This window comes from Mycobacterium sp. SMC-4 (assembly GCF_025263265.1).
Lineage (GTDB): Bacteria > Actinomycetota > Actinomycetes > Mycobacteriales > Mycobacteriaceae > Mycobacterium.
The window spans coordinates 3081096-3105469 of sequence record NZ_CP079869.1; the positions used below are offsets into that span (position 1 = coordinate 3081096).

Here is a 24374-nt window from a genome sequence, read left to right on the forward strand (position 1 = left end):
GCCGTGTTCGGGACAATTCAGCCCTTGGCGGCCGCCTGGAGGATCCAGTCCTCGAACCGCGTGTCGAACAGGGTCGCCTCCGGGCCGGGCACCAGGGTGCGCTCGCCCAGATCGATTCCCCAGTACTTGGCTTCCGGGTCGGCCACCACCGTGCGGCTGTCACCGACGGCGGTCAATGCAGTGCCCAGAAGGTCAGGCAGGAGGACTGCCACCGGTCCGCCGATCTCCACGGTGCCATTCTCTGGGCCGTTGACCGTTGCGGTGGCGACGCCCTCGGCGACATCCGCGGCCGCCATCGGCTGGAAATACGCCGGCGGCACACGGACCTTGCCGTCGATCGTCGCCGCGTCGGCAAGGGTTTCGAGAAACTCGAAGAACTGCGTTGCCCGCACGATCGTGTACGGGATCGGCCCCTCGGCAAGCAGCCTCTCCTGCAAAAGCTTGGCATCGAAATAGCCGCTCTGCGTGGCTAACTGATCAGTGCCGACTACCGATAGCGTGACGTGGTGGGCCACACCGGCGGCCTTCTCCGCAGTCAGCAGATTAGTCGTCGCGCACTGGAAGAACTCCTTCGCCGCGGCGTCGAGCGTCGGCGAGTTCGACACATCGACGACGGCATCTGCGCCGGACAGGACCGTCACAAGACCTTTCCCCGTGTAAGCGTTGACCCCGGTCGACGGAGCCGCGGCGATGGCGTGGTGACCGTGTTCGATCAGCGTCTTCACCAACTTCGAACCGATGAGTCCGGTTCCGCCGACGACAACGATTTTCATGGTGACCCTCCCTGGTTGTTCTGATGGCACTGCTTCCATGCCCCCAGAACGGATCGCAGGTGCCGAACTCATCCCCACGACGCCGATCGGTCAGTCGGTGCTCGGGGTTACGTCCTCAGATCGGGAGATTCCCGCTACCGCCGCGTCATCCGGCGGCCGACTCGTACCCGCCGATGGCCTCGACCTTGCCCGCCGAGGCGCCCTGCGGATCGAATTCATAGCCCAGCCACTCCCGCGTCAGGCGGCGCGCCAATTCCAGCCCGATCACGCGTTGCCCAAAGCACAGCACCTGCGCGTTGTTGGACAGCACTGACCGTTCCACGGAAAAGCCGTCGTGCGCGGTGACCGCGCGAACTCCAGGCACCTTGTTGGCACTGATGGCCACGCCGAGCCCGGTCCCGCACACCAGCAGGGCACGGTCGGCCTTCCCCTCGGCGACCATGCGCGCCGCGGCGACCGCGACGTGCGGGTAGGCGGTGTTGTCGTCGGCGCCGACGCCGACATCGGTCACGTCGACAACCCGATCGTCAGCGAGCAGGTCGCCTTTGAGTGCTTCCTTGTACTCGTAGCCGGCGTCGTCGGATCCGACGACGATGCGCAGCCCTGAAGACATTTCGGTCACTTCCCTTTCGCTGATGTCGGGGTCGATGCGAACGTCTCGGCGACCGCGCGCAGACACATCGCCAGCGAGGTCGCGCCGGCATCGGGGGTACCGACGCTTCGCTCGGCCAGCGGACGTGCCCGGCCCACCTTGGGCCGCAGTTCGGCGGTCGCTCGCGCTGCCTCGGCGGCGACAGCGACCGCCTCCTGCCAAGCGCCCTGCCATTGCTGACCGTCGGCGACCCGCCGCTGCACGTCTTCGACGAACGGCAGACCCGCATCGAGCATGGTCTTGTCGCCGGGAGCCGCACCGCCCAGCGTGATCAACGCGTCGTAGCCGTCGCGGACCGCGGCCGCCACGGTCACCGAGTCAGGTCGCCCGACGTCGCCCAGTCGTGCGCCGATCGCCGCCAGCAGCGCACCCCAGAGCACTCCCGACGTGCCGCCGGCCTTGGCTGCCCACGCGGCGCCCGCCTCGGCCAATACCGATCCCTGTCCCCCGCCGGCCACGACCGCCTTCTCGGCGGCTTCGGAGGCAGCGGCGGAACCCTTCACCATGCCTCGACCGTGGTCACCGTCCCCGGCGACGGCGTCGATGCGCCCCAGTTCGTCTTCGGCATCGGCGAGCATCGCGGCCATTGCGGCCAGCATTCGGGCGACCAACCGGCCGCCGCGCCGCCCCTCGTCGTCGGACAGTTCGGCCAGCGCCGGAGCTGTTGTGCTGGTGTGTAACTCATCGACCGTTCGCAATTCGGCCGTTCCGCCCTCGGGAATCTGCGCCGCTGCACCCTTGCGGTAGGCCGGCGTGTCGGCAGGTGCGGTCCAATACCGTTCCAGCTCGTCGTCGAGCCACATCACCGTCAGCGAACAGCCGGCCATGTCGAGGCTGGTGACCAACTCACCGACCTCCGGCTCGATGATCTGGTAACCGCGTTCGCGGAGCAGGGTCGCAACTGTCCCCCACACCACGAACAGTTCCTCGTACTTGGTGCGGCCCAGTCCGTTCAGGATCACCGCAACCCGCGTGCAGTCCGATCCGGGGTGGTCGGCCAGTACCCCGTCGACCAGTTTCTGCGCCAGCTCGGCTGCCGTGGGCATCGGCTCGTCGGCCACGCCGGGTTCGCCGTGGATACCCAGACCGACACCCATCGTGCCCTCCGCGACGGTGAACAGCGGGTGATCTGCCCCGGGCATCGTGCAGCCGTCGAACGCCACGCCCAGCGTGCGGGTGGCGGCATTCGCTTTTTCGGCGACCCGGACCACCCCGGCGAGGTCGAGGCCGTCCTCGGCAGCCGCGCTCGCACACTTGAATACCGGGAAATCACCGGCGATCCCGCGCCGCTTGGCTTCCTGGCCGCGGGGTGCGCTGGCGATATCGTCGGTCACCGCGAAGTAATGAGCCTCGATGGCCTCGTTGCGCAGCTGTGCCACCGCGAGCCCGAAATTCATCACGTCGCCGGCGTAGTTGCCGGTGGTCAGCAGCACACCGGCGTCACCATGCGCAGCCCTGGCGACCGAGGCCGCATCCTCGGCCGACGGTGAGGTGAAGATGTTTCCGACCACCGCTCCGTCGGCGAAGCCGTGTCCGACCGTGCCGCAGAAGGCCGGATAGTGGCCAGACCCGCCGCCGATGACGACGGCGACCTTTCCGGGCCGGGTGCGGTGCGCGCGGACCACACCGCCGGGCACAGCCGTGACGTACCGGGCGTTGGCGTCCAGGAACCCGGTCAGCATGTCCTCGGTGAACTGAGCCGGGTCGTTGTAGAGCTTGGTCATCGCAGACGCTCTCCGGTGTCGGTGTCGAACAGGTACACCCGCTCGGCCGGCGCGGTCACCGTGACCTGCTGCTCGGTTCGATAGTCCTGCTCGGCCGGTGTCTGGACCAGCACACCCTGCTCGATCCCGGGCACGGTGCTGGTCGCCAGACCGAACTCCAGCAGATGTTCGAAATACGCCACCGTCGCTGCCACACCCTGGCCACCGCGCGCCGACAGGACGCAGTCCTGCGGCCGGATCCCCACAGTGACCCTCGTGGTGTCGGGCACGGTGGTAACCGTGGTCTCGAGAAAGCCTGCCCCGGAGCCGATCTCGACCCGGGCCCGGCCGCGGTGGAGCCGCACTGTGCCGGGCAGCACGTTGATCGCGGGCTCACCGACGAACTCTGCGACGAACAGGTTGGCAGGATCGTCGAACACCTCGTCAGGGGTGCCGAACTGCTGGACCTTGCCACCGTCCATCACGGCCAGCCGGTCGGCCAGCGACAGCGCCTCCACCTGATCGTGGGTGACCACGATGGTGGTGTAGCCGAACTCCCGCTGCAGCACCTTGAGTTCGCGGCGCACTCGGTTGCGCGCCGAGGCGTCCAGATGGCTGAGCGGCTCGTCGAGCAACACCACCGGCGGATTGCGGACCAGCGCCCGCGCCAGCGCGACCCGTTGCTTCTGACCGCTTGACAGCCCGGCCGGCCGCAGTCCGAGCAGTTCCTTCATCTCCAGGCGCTCGCAGATCGAATCGACCATCCGCTCAGCGCCCTTGACCTTGCGTGCTTTCAAGCCGTAGAGCAGATTGTCACGGACCGACATCGGCGGATACAGCGCATAACTCTCGAAGCCGACCCCAATCCCCCGCTTGGCTGCGGGAAGCTGGGAAACCTCCCGATCCCCGATCTTGATCGAACCGCTGGTCACGGTCTCCAGCCCGGCGATCATGCGCAGCGTGGTGGTTTTCCCGCACCCGGAGGGTCCCAGCAGGGCCACCAGCTCGCCGGGTTCGATCTCCAGGTTGATGCCCTTGACCGCGGTCACGCTGTCGCTGCTGCGTGATGCGTAGGTCTTTACCAGGTCGCGCAGCGTCAGTCTCTGAGCGACCTGTTGGGTGGTCCTGTCGATCGTGACGCTCACTGCACTGCCTCCAAAGTTGGTTCGCCGAGCCTGGCCGTGTCGCCATCGCCAGGCGTGAACACATGCACATCGGTTTCGGCGATACGCATCTTCACGGTGTCGCCCTCGCCTACCCCGTGCCGGCCCGAGGTCAGCGCGATCAGCTGCGCGCCTCCGACGTCGACCGTCAACTCGATGTTGCGGCCCAGTCGTTCGGTGAGCACAACCCGTCCGTGCAGCGATCCTTCTCCGCTGGTCACGTGAATATCACTGGGGCGCAGCCCTACTCGCACTCGGTCACCACGCCCGCAGCGCACTCCGGCGGGCACCGGAACGTCGAGCGAGCCGTCACCGAGCCGGATCCGTCCCTCGTCGACCACACCGTCGAGCAGGTTGATCTCGGGCTGGCCGAGGGAACGTGCGACGAAGGTGTCAGCAGGTCGGCGCCAGATCTCGTCTGGTGTACCGATCTGCACCACCCGACCCTCTCGCATCACCGCGATGCGGTCACCGAGGGCCAGTGCCTCCTGGTAATCGTGGGTCATGTCCAACGGTCAGCGTCAGCGAGTGGCGCTGGGCCGGGTGCTCGTCCGGCCGGCCGATGTGTATCTGCTCGACGAGCCGCTGAGCCACCTCGACGCCAAGCTGCGCGCATCCATGCGCGCCGAACTCAAGCAGCTGGGCGCGATGTCGAACACCACCACGATCTACGTGCAGCTCACGCGGCAAGCGGTTCTTCAGGGCGTTGATGCCCAGGGTGGTGGTGACCTGATCGATCCGATCTTCCTGCTCAGCAGCCGAGTACCGACCGGTCCGACCGGATCGCAGCGGCGAGGCCAGGTTCTGAGCCACGGTCTTCTGCGGGTAGAGCGCATAGCTCTCGAAGGCCATCGCGACGTTGCGATGGTAGGGCTCCACCGCCGTCATGTCGGCGCCGCCGATCGCCACGGTGCCCGAGTCGACGTCGACCAGCCCGGCGATGGACTTCAGTGTGGTCGTCTTCCCGGCGCCGCTGGGGGATCAGTGCACATGATGGTGCAGGCCGGATTCATCATCGGTTGCGGACTGCTGCTGGACACCTTCGTCGTCCGGACTCTCACCGTGCCGGCGATCGCCACACTCTTGCAGGAGAGGAGTTGGTGGCCGAGTCGAGTTGGGTGACGCGTCGTCTCCCAACGGCGCCAGGCGGCTCGGCAGTGCTGGCAACTGCACCCGGAACGCGGTTCGGCCGTTGCCTGACTCTGCGCTGACAGTACCCTGATGCGCCTGCACGAGCGCCGCCACGATAGTCAGTCCCAGGCCGCTGCTGCCTGACTTTCGGGATCGCGAATTGTCCGCGCGCACAAACCGATCGAACAAGTGCGGCAACAGTTCCGGATCGATCGTCGGTCCGTCGTTGACCACCTCAAGCTCAGCAGCGGGTGCCTCACCGCAGCCAGATATTGTGCGCAGCGTTGCGACGACTGCCGTGCCGGGTGGACTGTGCGCATGGGCGTTGGTCAACAGGTTGCTGACCACCTGGTGCAGGCGCATGGCGTCGCCGCGGACCCAGACCGGGCCGTCGGGCAGGTCCATCAACCAACGGTGTGTCGGTGCCGCGACGGCGGTGTCGTTGACCACGTCGAGTACCAGATCACACAGATTGACCATTTCGCTGTCCAGTTCCTGGCCCTCGTCGAGTCGCGAAAGCAACAACAGGTCAGCCACCAGCTTGGCCATCCGTGCAGCCTCTTCTTCGATGCGCGCCAGCGAATACTCGCTGGAGGCCGGCAGGATCGCACTGTCTTGGCGGGTGAGCTGGGCGTAACCCAGGATGACCGACAACGGTGTGCGCAGTTCATGGCTGACATCGCTGAGGAACTGGCGCATCCGGGTACTGGCTTCGGCCCGCTCCACCAGCGCATCGTCGACTTTGGACAGCAACCGATTCAATGCTTCACCAACAGTTCCGACCTCGTCGTCGCGGTCGGTGTCCTCGGCGCGGACCCGTACCGTGACCCGTTGTTCGTCCTCTTCCAGCGGCATCTTGGCCACGAACCGCGCGGTGTCGGCGATGCGGCGCAGCGGCCGGTGCACCCAGCCCACGACCGCTATCGCGCCCAGCGCCGCCACCCCCAGACCGGCAAGCGCAAGACTGGCGACCGTCAGCGAATGACGCAGGACGAGTTGGTTCTCGTCGGCGAGATTGAGCCCGCACAGCAGCACGAGATCGCCGTCCACTGAGGATGCCTGCACCCGGTAGTCGCCGAGACCGGGCAGGGTGATGGTCCGCGGCTGCGGATCCTGCCACGTCTGCGTCTCCAGTTCCCGCAGCGCCTCGGCGGGTGCCGGCAACGGATCTGTGTCGGAGTACACCGCAGAACCCGCGACCTCGCCGTCGCGCATGACCGCGATCAGGTTCCCAGGCCCCTGGCCGATGAAGCCCGCGAGAACCTCAGCCGAATCGCGCAGGTCTTCGTCGGTCAGGTTGGTGTAGGAGTACTCGAAGGCCGCAAGGGACCGGTTCAACTCGACATCGGTCATCTCTGTGACATAGACGCGCAGGCTGTGCATCGAGAGGGCGCCGATGACCGCCAGGACCAGCATGACGATCGAGGACGCCCCGAAGACCAGCTGGCTGCGCAGGGAACGCGGCCACAGTCGGCGAGATCGCAGGTCACTCACTCTGGTGACCGAAGCATGTACCCCACGCCCCGGACGGTGCAGATCATCGGCTCACGACCGTCGTCGATCTTGCGTCGCAGGTACGAGATGTACAGGTCGACGATGCTGGAACGACCACCGAACCCGTAGTTCCACACCTCATCGAGAATCTTCGACCGGGTCAGGACGCGGCCGCTGTGCCGCAGCAGACAACGCAGCAGCTCGAATTCGGTCGCGGTGAGCGCGATCGGCTCCCCGGCACGGGTGACCTCGCGACTGGCACTGTCCAGCGTCAGATCCCCCTCGGAGAGAACCTCGTCATCAGCAGCTGTCCGGTCGGCGTGCCCAGCGCGGCGCAGCAGCCCCCGCAACCTCGCGACCAGCTCTTCCAAGTTGAACGGCTTGGTCATGTAGTCGTCGGCGCCGGCGGTCAATCCGCCGACCCGGTCGCGCACCGAGTCCCGGGCGGTCAGGAACAGGATCGGGGTGTGGGTGTCCGACCCGCGCACCTTATGCAGGATCTGCAACCCGCTGATGTCGGGCAGCATGATGTCGAGGATCAACAGATCGGGCTCTCGTGCGTCGAAACTGCGGATGGCGTCGCGCCCGTTGTGGGCCACGTCGACAGTCCAGCCCTCGTGACGGAGGGCCATGGTGACCAGGTTGGTCAAGGCCGGTTCGTCGTCGACAAGCAGGACACGTATCGGCGACCCGTCCTTGCGATTCATCGTCGGGAGTTGCCCCAGGGCGGCCGGCCGCCGACCGCCACGGGAAAGGGTCGGGGTGGCTGTCATATCTCAAGTGTCCCGATTGCCGATAGCGGTGTCACGGAACTCTTATCAAAGACAAATGAATTGTCCACGGGTGCTGCGGCTGCCATACCAGCGCAGTACCCATGGCGCGCCCCGTAAAACGTCGCGACCAACGCCTCCGGAGGTACACATCCGGGGGCACACCGAGCGACCTGCCGACCTAGTCGATCCTGAGCGTAATCAGGTACAGCACAAAAGATTTGGCTTTCATATGAATGCCGACTTCCCGGATTGGGATGACAGTTCGCCCGGGAACACCATGATCAGCAACGATCGAACCATGATTCTTTGCTGAGGCTCATCTGCACCAATTGCCCTGAAAAGCCTGTGGTTTGGCATCTTCGGGAAGTGGATAGAGCCGAGCTGGCCTACTGCACAGGTCGTTTCACGGATAGCTAGGAGAACATCATTCTGCAGATGTCGCGCCACTCGCCAGCGGAGGAAACCGGCGATCACACGGTCATGAAAGGCATGAAAGGCCGACTGGGGCCGATAGTGCGTCATGACCTCCCAGCGTCGATTGTCGTCTTCCTCGTCGCCCTCCCGCTGTCGATCGGCATCGCCGTCGCCTCGAATGCACCGGTGCTCGCCGGAATCATCGCGGCCATCGTCGGCGGCATCGTGGTCGGCGTCCTCGGCGGATCGCCCTTGCAGGTCAGCGGTCCGGCTGCCGGGCTGACCGTGATCGTCGCGAGCCTGATCGACCAGTTCGGCTGGGCCGTCACGTGCGCGATCACCGTCGCCGCGGGAGTCTTGCAGGTATTGCTCGGACTCAGCCGGACCGCCCGCGCGGCGCTGGCCGTGTCGCCAGTGGTGGTCCACGCGATGCTGGCCGGCATCGGTGTGACCATCGCGCTGCAGCAGGTCCACGTCCTACTCGGCGGGGACTCGCATGGTTCGGGCTGGGAGAACCTGAGCGGTCTACCCGAGCAGGTCCTGGGCGCACACCTGCCGGGCCTGCTCATGGGCTTGCTGGTCATCGTGGTGATGGTGGGTTGGCGCTGGGTGCCCGCTCCGATCAACACAGTTCCCGGCCCCCTCGCCGGGATCGTCGCAGCAACCGCACTGTCGGTGGTCGTGCCCTGGTCCGTGCCCCGAATCGAGCTCGACGGATCGATCGTCGACGCGATCCAGCTGCCCGCCCTGCCGGACGGGAACTGGGGCGCCATCGCAGTCGGTGTGCTCACCGTGGCGCTGATCGCGAGCGTGGAAAGCCTGCTGTGTGCGGTGGCCGTCGACCGCATGAAGAGCGGACATCGCACGAACTTCGACCGCGAGCTGCTGGGCCAGGGTGCAGGCAACATCACCTCCGGCATGATCGGCGGCCTTCCCATCACGGGTGTGATCGTGCGCAGCTCGGCCAACGTCCGAGCCGGCGCCGAAACCCGCGCCTCCGGGATCATGCACGGTTACTGGGTGCTCGCGTTCGCCCTGCCGTTCGCCTGGCTGGCCGAGCTGATTCCGACCGCTGCGCTGGCAGGTTTGCTGATCGTCGTCGGTGCCCAACTGGTCAAGAAGACCCAAATCCAGACCGCGCTGCGCACCGGTGACATCGCGGTCTATGCGGTCACCATCCTCGGTGTGGTGTTCATCAATCTGCTGCAGGGTGTCCTCATCGGGTTGGCGCTGGCTGTCGCGCTTGTGGTGTGGCGAGTGGCGCGGGCCAGAATCAAGGCCGAGCGCGTCGATGACGACAGCTGGCAGGTCTCCGTCGAAGGATCATGCACCTTTCTTTCGCTGCCCCGCCTCACCCGAGTGCTCAACTCGCTACCCCCGGAGAACAAGGTCAGCGTCGAGCTGTCGATCGATTTCATCGACCATGCAGCGCTGGAAGCCATCGAAGACTGGACACGGCAGTACCGCGCGACCGGAGGCACCGTAGAGATCGACGAACTAGGTCCGACCGAACTGCAAAGCGCTGCCGACGGTCCGCCGGCGCGCCGCTTCGGCGCGATCGACAAACGCGCAGGCGTCTTCCCGTGGAGCGCTTGGCGCCAGCACCACTTCCCCTCTGTTCTGCAGGGATTGGACATTTACCATCGCAGCACAGCGCCGTACATCCGCCCGCACATGGAGCAGCTGGCCAACGCCCAGCGGCCCGAGACGCTGTTCATCACGTGCACGGACTCGCGCATCGTGCCCAACGTGATCACCAGCAGCGGCCCCGGTGACCTGTTCACTGTTCGCAACGTGGGCAATCTCGTGCCCCCAGAACAGCGCGATCCGTCCGTTGAAGCGGCTATCACCTTCGCGGTCTCGAAGTTGCGGGTGTCCTCGATCGTCATCTGTGGCCACTCCAGCTGCGGCGCGATGAACGCACTGCTCAGCGACGGCGCCAAGCGAGACGCCGGAGATGAACACCTCTATGCCTGGCTGGCCCACGGCCGTTCGACGGTGGCCGCCTTCCAGGACGGTCGCCACCCTGTCGCCCGTTCAGCAGCCGATGCCGGGTTCGGGAGGGTCGATCAACTCAGCATGGTCCACGTGGCTGTACAGATCGAGACCCTGCGCGAACACCCGCTGATCGCCGAGGCCTACCAGGAGGGCAAGCTGGACATCATCGGGCTGTTCTACGACATCACCAGCGCTGCTGCGGTCCGCGTGTCGCCGACCGAGATCAACGGTCACATCGAGGCCCACCACCACTCGTAGACCGCCGTGCGCGCACTCGCGTCGACTCCCTGGAGATCGGCGCGGGTGCCGGCGCGAATATCGCTCGGCGGGAAAGAAGTGTGAATTCAATCGCTCCTTAATGAATGGCGGTACCACTGCGCGGTACTTTTTAAACCTGATTTGTTCACCATTTTCCTGAGAGTTGAACATATTTGAGTTATCTATGACTGCAATGACGAAAGCAACTTGAATACCTAGAATTGATGGTAACGCGGTCAGATGCCAGCGTTTACCGATAAACCGGTAACTTGATGCCCCCAAGCATTGAGTGAGGGAGGTTCGCCATTCTCGATGAACCCCCGCAAGAGGCGCCAAGAGAAATGGAGACAGAGAATGAAGTTCAACGTACGTCGCTCGATACCATTGGTGGCCGCAGGCGCGCTGATGGTCGGCAGTACGCTGTTGGCACCCGCCGCCGCCGCCAATACCGAACAGAACTGTGACGTGACAGGTCCCCGGTCGGTGATGTGCGGTACCACGGGGAGCACCTCGATCTACACCGAGCCGGTACCCCGTGGCCCCAACCCGTGGCTGCCAGGTCCGCTGATGCCGGGACGCGGCTTCTAAGCAGCAGCGCAGCACTACTGCGCGACATCGCAGGGGCGCTGACGCGATCCGAACCTTTCGGAGCGCGTCGGCGCCTTTTCTGCTTTCCGCATCACGTCTGCGCATTACGCCTCACCTCTTCACCATTTCTGCGATTCGGCTCACATCGCCGCCCCGGACACTCGTTTCCAGAAACACGCAGCAGGGCGAAGTCGCCAGCCATGACTGCCGCGTGACACCGCCTCTGGCCGCCGGCATAACGGCACAGACCAGGATCGCCGACAAAAACAGTCGCCAGAAAGTCATACGGCCGTCTGCGTGGAACCCACGCGCCATTTCGACTACACAGAACCCGCTGATTTCGACCCGCGCCCTCGCGCCCCCGCCTCAGTGCACGCTCTGCCAATGCGGTTGACGGTATTCAGTCCGTTTAGACCGCGCAGTTCCGCTTCGCCCATACTCATAGATTGCGCTGAAGAATTACCAATCCAAGTCAAATCTGGGTTAGCTATGACCATAATGACGCGAGGTTCCAACGGTCGTATATTGGATTGTAGAAGGATAAAGCGATCGCCAATGTCCAGTAGAAACTCTCGCCTGGTCTGCGCCTTCTGGAAAAATGATTCAGTCAGCTACCTGGGCGTCTTCATGGACAGAAGGCATCCAAGAATTGAGAAGGAGAATGAAGTTCACCCTGCGTCGAATAGCGCCGATGTTCGCAGCCGTTGCGCTCACCGCCGGCACGATGGTCACGGCACCAATGGTCAGCGCGAGCAACCAAACCCAATGTAACTGGACAGGGCCTCGAACGTCGGTGTGCCAGAAGCCGGGCCACGCATCGATCTACACCGAACCGGTGCCACGTGGGCCGAACCCATGGCTGCCCGGTCCGTTGATGCCGGGGCGCCGCTTCTAGCCGCGCGGCGAAACAACCGGAGAACACAATCGAACAATGTCGCCGGCGCGGATGACCCATCGTGGTCCGCGTCGGCACCTTTTTGTCAGATCAATGTTCCGGCCCGAAATAGATCTCTCCGTACGGCAAACTCCTGCATTCTTTGCAGCCGCGGTCATAATGAAGCAAGGTGATTTGCTGGCGAAACTTCAGCCGCAATCTCGGCCCCACACCGGGGCCGAGTCCCGGCAGTCTCCGCGGCTCGAGGTCACATCGCTGCGCCCCAGGCGTGACGGAGATCGCAATCCGGCGCAGCCGACATCCCGAAGCTAGACCCCCATGAACCCACCTCCGTGGGCTACATTGGTGCGGCACCACACCAGAGCTAACAGTGTCTGCGTGGCAGACAGGCCAACTCGCCTGTCATATGTCTAGCCGAATCGGCGACAACGGTCGATCCAACGACAGCTATTGCCCTAGCTAAGTTTGTTGTCCGAGAACAGCTTTCAAGGCACAAGCGATGAGTTCGGCACCCGAGCCGGGGCCGTTGCGCCCAGCGCCGTGCCGCTCGCGGCATCTGACTGCTAGCAAATTGCGTAGCACTTGTTTCTTAGGTTAGCCTCAGCTAGCGTCGCGTCGGCCGATTGGCTTGATTCCTCTTTATCTGACACAGGAGAACCATGGCGTTAGCGCTCTCTGCTCACCCTGAGCACATTTCGACGTCGGAGCGGTCGAGTGCCCCACCGCTACACAAACGCGCGGTACTGACCGGTGTCGCGCTGGTGAGCGCGTCGGTGCTCACCATCACCCCGATGGCTCCGGCGCCGGCGGCACTGGCCGCCGCGCAGGCTCGCGACGTCCAGATGGCGGCCTGGACGAACCCGCTGACCACCTGGCAGGAGGCGTTCAAGGCGTCCTCCCAGAACATTGCCTACGGACTCAACGAAGTCGCGACGAAGTACCCCGTGTGGCTCGGTGACGTCCTGCGTGGCTCCCCCACCCTCTTCCAGGAGCTGGGCGGGGTGTTCGGCAACACCACCGGGTGGCAGGCCTTGGCCGCGGACCTGCCCGGGTACGGAGATCGCATCCGCGAGGCCATCCAGACCAGCATCGCCGACAGTCAGGGCCGGTTCGACGGCGTTGCGGACCTGATGCGTGACGTCGCGGGCTACCTGGGAGCGGCGCAGTTCAACAACGCGTTCGCCGCGGTCAACGAATACTTCTTGTGGAGTCTCGGGGCCGGAGCGTGGCCGTTGTTCGACGTTCTGGCGATGCCGGGACAAATCGCCCAGACCCTGGGCGCCGGAAAGTTGGCCAACGTCTTCGACGTGCTGCTGACCGACAACGCTCTGGGCCACTACACCGAGTCCCTGCTCGGCCCCGTGGTCACCGCCGCGTTCCAGTTCACCGAAGTGCTGGACGACATCGCGGCTGCGATCAAGACCGGCGATTGGACCACCGCGCTCAGCGAGACCATCAACATGCCGGGCAAGGTCGTCAACGCCCTACTCAACGGCTACACGCCACGGCTTGCCATCGAGGACGGCAAGCCGTGGCCCTGGGTGGGCCTGCTCACGCCGAAGGGTGCCTTCGAGCAGTTCTTCATCAACATGCCCCGCGATATCGCCTGGGCGATGAAGGTCTCCCGCGAAGAGTTCCTCGCGGCGAAGAACAATCCCGCCGCGGCGACTGCCGACGTGTCGTCCACCGATCTCGCCGCGGAGGACCGTCTGGTATCGATCGAGGTCGGACTGCGCGGAGAGGAAAGGAAGTTGAGCCAACCGATCTCGACGGACTCCTTGGCGGTCCCGCAGACTCCGGAACCAGACGGCGCGCCGGTCGGTGCGGACGCCGAGACCGAGAGCTTGCCCGGCCCCGCGGACGACGTTGCGGACACCTCCGTCGGTGACGAGGTCGGTGACACCGCCGCAGACGCCGCAGACACCTCTGAACCCGACGCCACCGAGCCGGACAAATCCGAGTCCGCCACAGACGAATCGGGCACGGGTGAGTCTGGCCGCGCAGCAGCCAGGGGCGACTCCTCGGACGCGTCCGGGAACTCCTCGAGCAGACGTGGCGGTGGCTCGTCCGCCGGCTCTGACAGCGGTTCTTCGTCTCGGAAGGCACGCAGCAGCGGCTGACGCACCGAGCACCCGCTATGGCCCCCTTGAGACCGAGGGGGCCATAGTCGTCGTGCCCGCGCGGCGAATACCTGTCACCTGAAAGAAACAAACGCAGTCCACTGTTAACGGCCGCGGCGTATTCGGTTACGCCGCGGCAACCATCTCCCGCGCCTGCTGCGCAAAACTGTCAAACGACAGAAACGGCAGGCAATGAGCGGGAGAGGTCCGTGACCAGCACAGACACCATATCCAGCACGGCCACCACAGCAGGTGCCCGCGACCACGCACGCGCGCAGCACGGCCGTACCGCCGAATTCATGCGTCACGTTCCGGCCTCGACGTCCCCGGATGTACCCGGCGACATCCCCTCCGAGCAACTGGTGTGGTCGGAATGCGTTGCGCCAGGCGGCTACACGACCGCGGTTCTGGCCCGCGGAACCCGGATCCGGCTCACCGACACCAACGGTGACGCCTGCGCTCATCTGCTGCTGCACCGCGCGGACTCACCGCACGAGCGGCTCAACGTCGCCGACACCGTCAAGGTGCCCTGGCAGGCCTACCTCGGGGCCGGTCACCCGCTACTCAGCGGATTCGGCCGTGTCATGGCCACCATCGTCTCCGATACCTCCGGCAACCATGACGCGTTGACCGGAACCTCGACCCGGGCCGGAAATCTGGAACGCTACGCCGCAGCCGCACCGGAGTCCGGAGCTCCTGCCGGGCGGGAACTCTTCACCCTCGGCGCTCTCAAACACGGCCTCGACAGCCGTGATGTGCCACCGTCGGTCTCCTTCTTCAAAGGCGTACGTGTCGACAGTGCCGGCACATTCAGCTGGCTCGGCTCGGCCGGCCCCGGCGCGACGGTCGACCTGCTCCTGCATGTCGATGCAATCGTGCTGCTGGCCAACACAAGTCACCCACTTGATCCCCGGCCGACATTCACCTGTTCACCGCTGTCGGTGCACGCGTGGACAGCCCGCACCGACCTGGAACGGCTGGTACGCGGAGCTCTCGTGGGCCCGCTCGGACCCGAACACCGGCAAGCCATCGCCAACACCGAGGCCGACCTCACCGCGAGAGGACAGTTGTGAGCACCGCTACCGTCGAACCCCTTGTCGCCGGGACCATCATCCTCGACCAGTACGTTCCCGCCCGAGCCGCCTGGTCGGCCGTGGTGAGTGCGGGTGACGTGCTGACCATCGTCGATCTCGCCGGAAACCAGGCGGTGGACTGCCTGCTCTATGCCGCAGGCGACACCCGACTGCGCTACAGCGCCCCCGAGACGATCCGCCGGCAGGGTCGCATCACCCTGACCATGGATTCGGTGCTGCGCGCCGAAACCGGCGAGGCATTGATGACCGTCGTCGCCGATGAGGTAGGCGCCCACGACACCCTCGGCGGTGCGTGTTCCAAGGAGTCCAATACATTGCGCTACGGCCAGCACACCCGCGCCCAGCACGGCTGCATGGAGAACTTCCTGTTAGAGGGATCGCGCTGGGGTCTGGGCGCTCGTGACCTCGCCAGCAACATCAACTGGTTCATGAACGTGCCAGTGGATCCCGATGGGGCTCTGGGCATCGTCGACGGGTTGTCGGCCCCGGGCAAGCGCGTCGCGCTGCGCGCCGAGGTCGACACATTGGTCTTGGTCTCCAACTGCCCGCAGATCAACAACCCCTGCAACGCTTTCGATCCGACTCCGGTCCAGATGATCGTGACCCGGCCGGCGGACGACGCATGACGTCGGTGCTGGTGGCCAACCGCGGCGAGATTGCGGTGCGCCTGGTCCGTGCCGCCCGTGCGCTGGGCCTGCGCTCGGTGGCGGTGTTCTCCGACGCCGATCGAGGCGCACCTCACGTACACCTCGCCGACCAAGCCGTGCGGATCGGCCCGGCCATCCCTCGGGAAAGTTACCTGCGTATCGACACGATCCTCGACGCCGCAGCCCAGACCGGAGCGACGATCGTTCACCCGGGATACGGATTCCTCTCCGAGAACGCCGATTTCGCCGCAGCTGTGGAAGCAGCCGGAATCAGCTTTGCCGGTCCCACGCCCGAGCAGCTGCGCCGCTTCGGGTCCAAACACACTGCGCGCGCGGCAGCCCGCGCCGCGGGGGTGCCGGTCTTCGCCGGCTCCGACCTGCTCGATGGCACCGACGAGGCGGTCAGCGTCGCGGAGAGCATCGGGTATCCGGTGATGCTCAAGGCCACCGGGGGCGGCGGTGGCATCGGCATGCACATCTGCCGTGATGCAGACGATGTGCGCACCGCCTACCAACGGGTGGTGGCTCAGGCCGAACGCAGCTTCGGCTCTGCCGGCGTGTTCGTCGAACGGTACGTCGACAACGCCCGCCACGTCGAGGTGCAGATCTTCGGCGACGGCAGTGGACGGGTGGTCAGCCTCGGTGATCGAGACTGCTCGCTGCAGCGCCGCCACCAGAAAGTCGTGGAAGAAGCTCCCGCCCCGGCACTTCCCGACGAGATCCGCACTCACTTGCACCGTTCGTCGCGGGCGCTGGCTGCCGCGGTCGGTTACCGATCGGCGGGCACCGTGGAGTTCATCTATGACCCGGTGCGGCAGGAGGCGTCATTCCTTGAGGTCAACGCCCGCCTACAGGTAGAGCACCCGGTCACCGAAGCCGTCACCGGTGTCGACCTCGCCGGCTGGATGCTGCGCCTGGCGCTCGGTGACACCGCCATGCTCGACGCCTACCCCAGCGGCAGGGTCCCCACCACCGGTCACGCCATCGAGGCTCGCATCTACGCCGAAGACCCGGCGCGCGACTACCGCCCCAGCACCGGAATCCTGACAGCGGTCCGGTTCCCCGCCGACGTCCGGGTGGATTCGTGGGTGACCGAAGGCACGGAGGTCACCTCGTCTTACGACCCCCTGCTGGCCAAGGTCGTCGCCAGCGGCGCAGACCGCGACGACGCGCTGAGCCGCCTGCGGCGGGCGTTGGCGGACACCGAGCTGCACGGTATCGAGGTCAACACCGGATTACTCTGTGCCGCAATTGAGCACACCGACGTGCGCGCTGCCCGACACAGTACCGCGACACTGGCAGAGGTGTCCGATCCGCGGCCGCGGATCACCGTGGAGCGGCCGGGACTGATGACGACAGTGCAGGACGTGCCGGGCCGGGTGGGCCTGTGGCAGGTCGGGGTGCCGCCCAGCGGTCCGATGGATGATCTGTCCTTCCGGCTGGGCAACCGCGCGCTGGGTAACCCCGATCACGCCGCGGGCCTGGAGTGCACCGCCTCGGGCCCGGCGCTGCGGGTCACCCACTGCACGACGGTCTGCGTCACCGGCGCCGAATGCCTGGTCACCGTCGACGGCACCCCGGTGCCGATGTGGGAGCCCGTCGAGATTCCAGCGGACGCGGTGCTCGACATCGGCACCGCCGCAGCGGGATTGCGCACCTACGTTCTGTTCGCCGGCGGACTGAATGTGCCCTGCTATCTCGGCAGCGCTTCGACCTTCACCCTGGGACGGTTCGGCGGCCACGGCGGACGCGAGCTGGTGACCGGAGACGTCTTGCGTACCCACGCCCCGGCTCCGGACGCCGGCAGCAAGCCGGGGGTCGGTCCGGTCCCTCCCGAGGTGCGGCCCGCGCTGACCAATGACTGGGAGCTTGCGGTCACCGAGGGGCCGCACGGCGCACCGGAGTTCTTCACCCGTGCCGACATCGACACCCTGTTCCAGGCGCGCTACCGGGTGCACTTCAACTCGGCCCGTACCGGGGTGCGCCTGGAAGGACCCAAACCGCAGTGGGCGCGCCCCGACGGTGGTGAAGCGGGGCTGCACCCGTCGAACATCCACGACAACGCCTACAGCGTGGGTGCGCTGGACTTCACCGGCGACACACCGATTTTGCTGGGCCCGGACGGTCCGAGTCTGGGTGGTTTCGTCTGCCCCGTCACCGTAATCGCGGCGCAGCGCTGGAAACTCGGCCAGTTGCGGCCTGGTGACACCGTGCGTTTCGTGCCGGTGCGCACCTCGGATGCTCCGTCCCGCCGGGAACTCGGCCTGTCCCGCGGCGCGGCCGCCCTGCACGTCACCCGGACCGGTGACGGCGACGATGGGGTGCTGGCCCGCCGGTCGGGTGTCGACGGTGCGCCGGATGTCACCTACCGCCGCAGCGGCGACGACAACGTGTTGGTCGAATACGGCGATATCGTGCTGGATCTGGCGTTGCGCGCGCGGGTGCACGCGCTGCACACCCGTCTCGACGGCGCCGCCACCGGAATTCTGGATCTGACGCCCGGGATCCGCTCGCTGCAAGTCCACGTGGACCCCGACGAGCTGTCGATCCCGCGGTTGCTCGGCCTGCTGTCCGACATCGAGGACGAGCTACCGGCAGCCTCGGAACTGGTAGTACCCAGCCGGCGGGTTCGGCTGCCTCTGAGCTGGGACGATCCGGCCACCCGGGAGGCGATCGCCCGCTACACCTCCGGCGTACGCGATGACGCACCGTGGTGTCCTTCCAACATCGAGTTCATCAGGCGCATCAACGGATTGGACAGCGAGGACGATGTCCGCACCACCGTGTTCGACGCCCAGTACCTGACACTGGGGCTCGGCGATGTCTACCTCGGAGCTCCGGTGGCCACCCCGCTGGACCCGCGCCACCGGTTGGTCACCACGAAGTACAACCCGGCCCGAACCTGGACGGCAGAGAACTCTGTCGGGATCGGCGGCGCCTATCTGTGCATCTACGGCATGGAGGGTCCGGGCGGATACCAGTTCGTGGGTCGCACCACACAGGTGTGGAGCCGCTACCGCCACACGCCGCCGTTCGAGCCGGGAAGTCCGTGGCTGCTAAGATTTTTCGACCGCATCTCGTGGTATCCGGTCTCGGCCGAGGAGCTGCTGGAGTTGCGGGCCGACATCGCCGCCGGCCGCGGCTCGATCGACATCACCGACGGTGTGTTCTCGCTGGCCGACCATGAGCGGTTCCTTGCCGACAATGCCGAGGACATCGGCGCCTTCCGGGCCCGGCAGAGTGCCGCCTTCGCCACAGAGCGGGCCGCCTGGGCCGCTGCCGGAGAGTTCGATCGCGCCGAACGCGCAGCCTCCAGCGCGGCAGCCCGCACCGACAAGTTGGTGCTCGACGAGGGTGATCACCGCGTCGACGCACCGTTCGCCTCGAGCGTGTGGAAAGTCGACGTCTCGGTCGGCGACCAAGTGGTAGCGGGACAACCGCTACTGGCGTTGGAGGCGATGAAGATGGAGACCGTCCTGCGTGCGCCCTCCGACGGGGTGGTGACCCAAATCCTGGTTTCGGCAGGACATCTGGTGGATCCCGGCACTCCCCTGGTGATCGTCGGCGCCGGAGAACGGCCGTGAACGCAGTCGAGCGCGTTCGCGCTGCCTATGCCCGGATCGCCGCGGTAGACCGTCCCGAGATCTGGATCACCCTGCGGCCCATGGCCGACGCGCTGTCCGAGGCTCGGACAGTCGATGCCGCAGCACGATCCGGGGCGCAGTTGCCGTTGGCCGGTCTGCTCGCGGCAGTGAAGAACAACATCGACGTCGCCGGGATACCCACCACGGCCGGTTGCCCCGGCTACGCGACAGAACCGGCGAGCACCGACGCACCTGTGGTCGCACGGCTGCGGGCCGCCGGGGCTGTGGTGATCGGAGCAACCAATCTCGACCAGTTCGCCACCGGTCTGGTCGGCACCCGAAGCCCCTATGGCGCAGTGCGCGACGCGCGCCGACCCGACTACATCTCCGGCGGGTCGAGCTCGGGCTCGGCGGTGGCGGTGGCGTTGGAACTCGTCGACATCGCGTTGGGCACCGACACCGCGGGGTCGGGCCGGGTACCGGCGGCGCTGCAGGGCATCGTCGGAATCAAGCCGACGGTCGGCGTGGTCCCGACCGACGGAGTGGTCCCGGCATGCCGCTCCTACGACTGCGTGACCGTGTTCGCCCGCGACCTCGGCACTGCCGATGCGGCGATGGGCGTGATCGCCGGCGGAGCCCGCGCTTTCTCCCCCCACGCTCCGCTGGCCGCTCCGGCCACGCCGCGAGTCGCGGTGCCGCGGGCCCTTCCGGCTCTGGCTCCGGAGTGGGCGCAGATGTTCCAGGCCGCCTGTGAGCGGCTGGGCGACACCGGGGCAGAGCTCATCGAGATCGATCTGACTCCGTTCCTGGCCGCTGCCCGCCTGCTTTACGACGGCGGTCTGGTCGCCGAACGCCACGATGCGGTCGGCCGATTCGTCGACACGCATCGCGGTGACGACGTCCTGGACCCGTCAGTGGCGACCATCATTTCCGCCGCCGGAGCAGTGCCGGCCACCCGGCTGCTGCGCGACCGCGTGACCCTGGCCGAGTTCACCGACGCCGCAATGGCCGAGCTCGGCGACTGCCACGCGCTGCTGATCCCCACCACGACCGGACATCCCCGCATCGCCGACGTAGCCGCCGACCCGGTCGCGGTGAACTCGCGGCTGGGAACCTACACGAACTTCTGCAACCTGATGGACCTGTGCGCCGTGGCTGTGCCGGGCGGGACCGATTCGCAGGGAGCGCAATTCGGTCTCAGCGTCGTCGCCCGCGCCGGAGAAGACGTCGTCGCACTCGACCTGGCCCACCGACTGATCGACGCCACCGGGAGCACCGCTCCGGCGACCCCGTGGCCGGTGCGGGCAGGACTGGCAGCCACCCCGCTGCTGGTCGTGGGCGCGCATCTGCGCGGTCATCCGCTGGCCTGGCAGCTCGAGCAGCGCGGTGCCCGCTGGTGCGGGCCGACCCGCACCGCGCCGTCATACCGGATGGCACGACTGGACACCGAACCGACCAAACCCGGGCTGGTGCGCGTCGGGGCCGAGACGGGCATGAGCATCGCCGGCGAACTGTGGCTGATCAGCACCGCGATGCTGGGAGACTTTCTTGCCGACTTGCCCACACCGATGTCCCTGGGGCGGGTCACCCTGGCCGACGGCGCCGAGGTCATCGGATTCGGCTGCGCTCAGGACGCCTGGCAGGCCGGTACCGACATCTCCCACCACGGCAGTTGGCCCGGATATCTGCGCCGCACCTCACCGGGCGGATACGTCGGTCGCGACGAGCTCACCCACCGCTGCTGGCGGCGCGATGCGCTCGTCGAGCCGGGTCAGGCAGTCGACACCACCACCGATGTGCAGTGGCTGCAAGGCGCCGAACTCTATGTCGATCTGCGCACGCCCGCGGACATGCCCGTGCTCACCGGAACCTCCTTGGTCGAGCTGACCCGTGCCGATCTGCTGGCGCTGTGCCGGCAGGAGGCCTTCGCCGGGACCCTGCTCGGCGACGGCGACGAGTTCACCTGGCAGCGCACCGTCGACCTGCATCCGCCCCAGCGGCTACCCGACCGCGGACGACTGCACCGGGTCGGCAATGTGGTGGTCGAAACCGGTCTGGGTCGCGAGTATCACGAGGACTGGGTCGAGGAGTCGACGTCGGCCGGGGTTGGCTGCGAACTGACGCTGGGCGACGAGACCGGCCGGCCCGGCATGCTGCTGCGCGTCGGCGACCGGTTCGGCTACGTCCGTGGACGCGATGCGACAAGCCGTCCCGGCGACGGGGTCACATTGCACACGGCGATCGCCGCCGCTGATCTGGAGCAGGCGCGCGCACTACTGGATCTGGAGATCTCGGTGGGGATCGTCGACGGCGACACCTGGCGGATCACTCGGTCGTCCCTGCCGTTCCGGGTCGGTGATGACCTGGCACCCCAGCGCGACGGTCCGGACCTGACCGTCGCTGACCGCTCACCCAGCGGCGCCGCGATCCGCCGTCGGTGGGCGGTGACCGTTGAGCACTCCGACCACCTTCTGACCCGATAAGGCCTCCGCTGATGACATCCACCCGAGATTTCACCGATGTACCGGTTCTGGACATCACCGCGCTCAGTGAGGAGTCCGGGCCCCGATATGACGCAGCAGTGCGCGCACTCGGGGATGCGGCCCGCACCATCGGTTTCGCCCAACTCGTCGGCCACGGTGTGAGTCCCGCGCTGTTCGAGGCTCTGCTGGAACACACCCGAGCGTTCTTCTCACTGCCCGACGAAGACAAGAATCGCGTGCACATCGCGCAATCCACCAACCACCGCGGTTACGTCCCACCCGGTGAAGAGGTCTTCTCCGAAGGCACCACCGACACCAAGGAGGCCTTCGACGTCGCCATCGACCTGCCCGCCGACGATCCCCGGTACCTGGCCGGCCATCCGCTGCTCGGGCCCAACCAGTGGCCCGACCTCCCTGGCTTCCGAGAAGCCGTGATGAATTGGTACAAAACAGTATTCGCGCTTTCGCGTTCTCTGTTGCGCGCATTCGCGGTAGCTTTGGGCGAACCCGCCGACCGGTTCGACCGCCATGTCACCGCACCCCCGTCACAGCTGCGCCTGATCCACTATCCCTACGACCCGACGGCAGCCGATCGCCCGGGCATCGGCGCTCACACCGACTACGAGTGCTTCACACTGCTGCGGCCCACCGCACCGGGCCTGGAAGTGCTCAACCCCGCCGGCGACTGGGTCGACGTCCCGCTCGTCGAGGATGCATTCGTGCTCAATATTGGTGACCTGCTCGAGATCTGGACCAACGGTGAGTTCGTCGCCACTACCCACCGGGTCCGCAAGGTGAGCGCCGAGCGGTATTCCTTCCCGCTGTTCGTCAACGTCGACCATGACACCGAGGTCGCACCGTTACCTGCCTTCGTCGACAACGGCAAGCCGGTGAAGCCGCCGGTGATCGCCGGGGAACACCTGTTCGCCCAGACCGTGCAGAGCTTTCGATACCTCAAGCACCGCTTGGCCCGAGGGGAGGTGACTCTGCCCGAAGGTGCGCAACCGCTGTCCACCTTCGGCCGTAAGGCCCTCAGCAACAGCTGATTTCGATCGCATCTCTCCGGCAACGACGCCGGTACTCCCGTTCCCTTCGTCCATCTGGAGTTCCGCCATGATCATCACCGGCGTCGCCATCTTCCTTGTCATTCTCACCGTGAGCGGCCTGATCTCGATGCGCCGCGTACGCGGTGACTCGGCCAACTACCTTGTCGCCGGGCGCACCCTGTCGGCCGTTCTGGTCGCCGCGGTGCTCATCGCCCAGCCTGTCGACTCCAACGCCACCATCGGCAACGCGGATCTGTCTGCGGCGTTCGGTTTCTGGGCGGGCGCGGCACTTCCGATCGGGCTGGCGCTGTGCCTGCTGCTGATGGGACTGTTCTTCGCCAAGCGCTTGCGCGCCACCCAAGTGGTGACGCTGCCCGAATACTTTCGGCGACGCTTCGGCCCGGCCATCGAGATGGTCTCGTCCTGGCTGACCGTCGGCAGTTTCGTGATTCTGCTGGCGGGCAATCTGGTCGCAATCGGCTTCCTGCTCAACCGCTTCCTCGGGGTCTCCTACACCGTCGGTGTGCTGCTGACCATCCCACTGGCCCTGCTCTACACCATCACCGGCGGCATGTTCGCCAGCGTCTACACCGGTGTTGCCCAGGTTGTGGTCAACGTCGTGGCGGTGGCAGCGCTGGTGACCTGGGTGGCATCCACCCACGGCTTCAGCGCACCGGAGGGTATGGGTATCGGTAATCTCGACCAGCTGACCTCGGCCGACTCGGGGGCGGTGATCAACTGGGCCACGATCATTGCGCTCGGCCTGGGCAACCTGGTGGCAATCGACCTGATGCAGCGGGTGTTCTCGGCGGCCAGCCCCGGCGCGGCGCAGCGCGCCTGCTTCACGGCTGCCGGCGGCATCCTGGTGTTGTGCCTGCCGCTGTCGTTCGTCGCGCTCGCGGCGGTCGGCATCGTCGGCGACGCCGCGGGCGACGGACCCATCCTGTACACCCTGCTGGGCGAGTTCGCGCCGACGTGGTTGGCGATCATCGTCATCTCCGGGCTGGTCGCTGCCACGTTGACCACGGTGAGTGGCATCCTGCTGTCGACAGCTTCGGTTCTGGTGCGCAACGTGTTCCGGGTCGACGACGGCGCAATGGTGATGACGCGGCGCATCCTGACCGCGACGCGGTGGATGACGCTGCCCATCGCCGCGCTGGCCGGCGTGGTCGCGCTGCGGGTTCCACAGACCGGCATCCTGTTGACGTTGGCCTTCGATCTGCTGCTGGCCAGTCTGGTGGTGCCCTTCATCTTGGGGCTCTACTGGTCCCGGGGCGGTGCAGCTGCAGCGGCGGCCGCGATCGTGGTCGGCATCAGCGTGCGTCTGTCCTTCTTCGTGTTGACGCCGACTATCTACGGGGTGGACAACACGCTGTTCTACGTGGCCAACGACACGGTGTCGAGCGCGGTGGACGGGTGGAGCACCTTGGGGGCCGCCGCGGCGTCGCTGGTTGCCTACCTGGTGGTCGCGCTGCGTACTGCGGTGCCGGCTGCCCCGCTGGAAACCCCGGCTGCGGCGGACGCGCCGGCGGCCGATCTCATCCCGGCCCGGCCCTGA

The 24374-nt window shown here is 66.4% G+C and carries 15 protein-coding genes and 4 pseudogenes; 11 read left to right on the forward strand and 8 right to left on the reverse strand.

Going from position 1 to position 24374, the window contains the following annotated elements; translation table 11 throughout:
• Window positions 1–17: 17 nt before the first annotated feature.
• The 5 genes from KXD98_RS14685 to KXD98_RS14705 form a co-directional block, all read right to left on the reverse strand.
• Window positions 18–773 carry an SDR family oxidoreductase gene (locus KXD98_RS14685; RefSeq protein WP_260759119.1) on the reverse strand — a complete coding sequence of 252 codons (756 nt, stop codon included), beginning with the start codon at window positions 771–773 and terminating at the stop codon, window positions 18–20.
• 145 nt (window positions 774–918) lie between these two features.
• Window positions 919–1386 carry a ribose-5-phosphate isomerase gene (locus tag KXD98_RS14690; RefSeq protein WP_260759120.1) on the reverse strand — a complete coding sequence of 156 codons (468 nt, stop codon included), beginning with the start codon at window positions 1384–1386 and terminating at the stop codon, window positions 919–921.
• 5 nt (window positions 1387–1391) lie between these two features.
• A complete protein-coding gene (locus tag KXD98_RS14695; protein ID WP_260759121.1) occupies window positions 1392–3149 on the reverse strand; it encodes a dihydroxyacetone kinase family protein in 1758 nt (585 codons plus the stop codon).
• Window positions 3146–4273 carry an ABC transporter ATP-binding protein gene (locus KXD98_RS14700; RefSeq protein ID WP_260759122.1) on the reverse strand — a complete coding sequence of 376 codons (1128 nt, stop codon included), beginning with the start codon at window positions 4271–4273 and terminating at the stop codon, window positions 3146–3148. The genes KXD98_RS14695 and KXD98_RS14700 overlap by 4 nt, the downstream gene beginning before the upstream one ends.
• Window positions 4270–4797 carry a TOBE domain-containing protein gene (locus tag KXD98_RS14705; protein ID WP_396881319.1) on the reverse strand — a complete coding sequence of 176 codons (528 nt, stop codon included), beginning with the start codon at window positions 4795–4797 and terminating at the stop codon, window positions 4270–4272. The genes KXD98_RS14700 and KXD98_RS14705 overlap by 4 nt, the downstream gene beginning before the upstream one ends.
• Here KXD98_RS14705 and KXD98_RS28545 point away from each other — a divergent pair.
• Window positions 4796–4840, forward strand: a pseudogene (locus KXD98_RS28545) (hypothetical protein); the annotation flags it as partial. The gene KXD98_RS14705 and the pseudogene KXD98_RS28545 overlap by 2 nt on opposite strands.
• Window positions 4841–5032: 192 nt before the next feature.
• Here KXD98_RS28545 and KXD98_RS14715 read toward each other — a convergent pair.
• A pseudogene (locus tag KXD98_RS14715) lies at window positions 5033–5242 on the reverse strand (ABC transporter ATP-binding protein); the annotation flags it as partial.
• A 93-nt stretch (window positions 5243–5335) separates the two neighbouring features.
• On the opposite strand from KXD98_RS14715, the pseudogene KXD98_RS28550 reads away from it, so the two are divergent.
• Window positions 5336–5413 (forward strand): annotated as a pseudogene (locus KXD98_RS28550) (hypothetical protein); the annotation flags it as partial.
• Between the two features lie 9 nt (window positions 5414–5422).
• Here KXD98_RS28550 and KXD98_RS14720 read toward each other — a convergent pair.
• Both KXD98_RS14720 and KXD98_RS14725 read right to left on the reverse strand, forming a co-directional pair.
• Window positions 5423–6838 (reverse strand): annotated as a pseudogene (locus tag KXD98_RS14720) (sensor histidine kinase); the annotation flags it as partial.
• A 74-nt stretch (window positions 6839–6912) separates the two neighbouring features.
• A complete protein-coding gene (locus KXD98_RS14725) occupies window positions 6913–7689 on the reverse strand; it encodes a response regulator transcription factor (RefSeq protein ID WP_313901234.1) in 777 nt (258 codons plus the stop codon).
• A 489-nt stretch (window positions 7690–8178) separates the two neighbouring features.
• Between KXD98_RS14725 and KXD98_RS14730 the strand changes: the two genes are divergently transcribed.
• The 9 genes from KXD98_RS14730 to KXD98_RS14770 all read left to right on the forward strand — a co-directional run bounded on the left by KXD98_RS14730 (window position 8179) and on the right by KXD98_RS14770 (window position 24374).
• Complete coding sequence (locus tag KXD98_RS14730) at window positions 8179–10359, forward strand: bifunctional SulP family inorganic anion transporter/carbonic anhydrase (RefSeq protein ID WP_260759123.1); 2181 nt, start codon at window positions 8179–8181, stop codon at window positions 10357–10359.
• A 354-nt stretch (window positions 10360–10713) separates the two neighbouring features.
• Window positions 10714–10947 carry a hypothetical protein gene (locus KXD98_RS14735; protein ID WP_260759124.1) on the forward strand — a complete coding sequence of 78 codons (234 nt, stop codon included), beginning with the start codon at window positions 10714–10716 and terminating at the stop codon, window positions 10945–10947.
• 1554 nt (window positions 10948–12501) lie between these two features.
• Entirely contained in the window at window positions 12502–13962 is a 1461-nt protein-coding gene (locus tag KXD98_RS14740; RefSeq protein WP_260759125.1) for a hypothetical protein, read from the forward strand.
• Window positions 13963–14171: 209 nt separating this feature from the next.
• Complete coding sequence (locus KXD98_RS14745) at window positions 14172–15035, forward strand: urea amidolyase associated protein UAAP1 (RefSeq protein ID WP_260759126.1); 864 nt, start codon at window positions 14172–14174, stop codon at window positions 15033–15035.
• Window positions 15032–15682: an urea amidolyase associated protein UAAP2 gene (locus tag KXD98_RS14750; protein ID WP_260759127.1), complete on the forward strand. Its 651-nt coding sequence runs from the start codon at window positions 15032–15034 to the stop codon at window positions 15680–15682. Before KXD98_RS14745 ends, KXD98_RS14750 begins: the two co-directional genes overlap by 4 nt.
• Window positions 15679–19287 (forward strand): urea carboxylase, encoded by a 3609-nt coding sequence (gene uca, locus KXD98_RS14755; RefSeq protein WP_260759128.1) that lies wholly within the window; start codon window positions 15679–15681, stop codon window positions 19285–19287. Before KXD98_RS14750 ends, uca begins: the two co-directional genes overlap by 4 nt.
• The gene (atzF, locus tag KXD98_RS14760; protein ID WP_260759129.1) at window positions 19284–21770 is read left to right on the forward strand and encodes an allophanate hydrolase; all 2487 of its coding nucleotides are present in this window, start codon (window positions 19284–19286) and stop codon (window positions 21768–21770) included. Before uca ends, atzF begins: the two co-directional genes overlap by 4 nt.
• Before the next feature lie 11 nt (window positions 21771–21781).
• Window positions 21782–22816: an isopenicillin N synthase family oxygenase gene (locus KXD98_RS14765; protein WP_260759130.1), complete on the forward strand. Its 1035-nt coding sequence runs from the start codon at window positions 21782–21784 to the stop codon at window positions 22814–22816.
• Between the two features lie 67 nt (window positions 22817–22883).
• On the forward strand, window positions 22884–24374 hold the full coding sequence (locus KXD98_RS14770; protein WP_260759131.1) for a sodium:solute symporter family transporter: 1491 nt from the start codon (window positions 22884–22886) through the stop codon (window positions 24372–24374).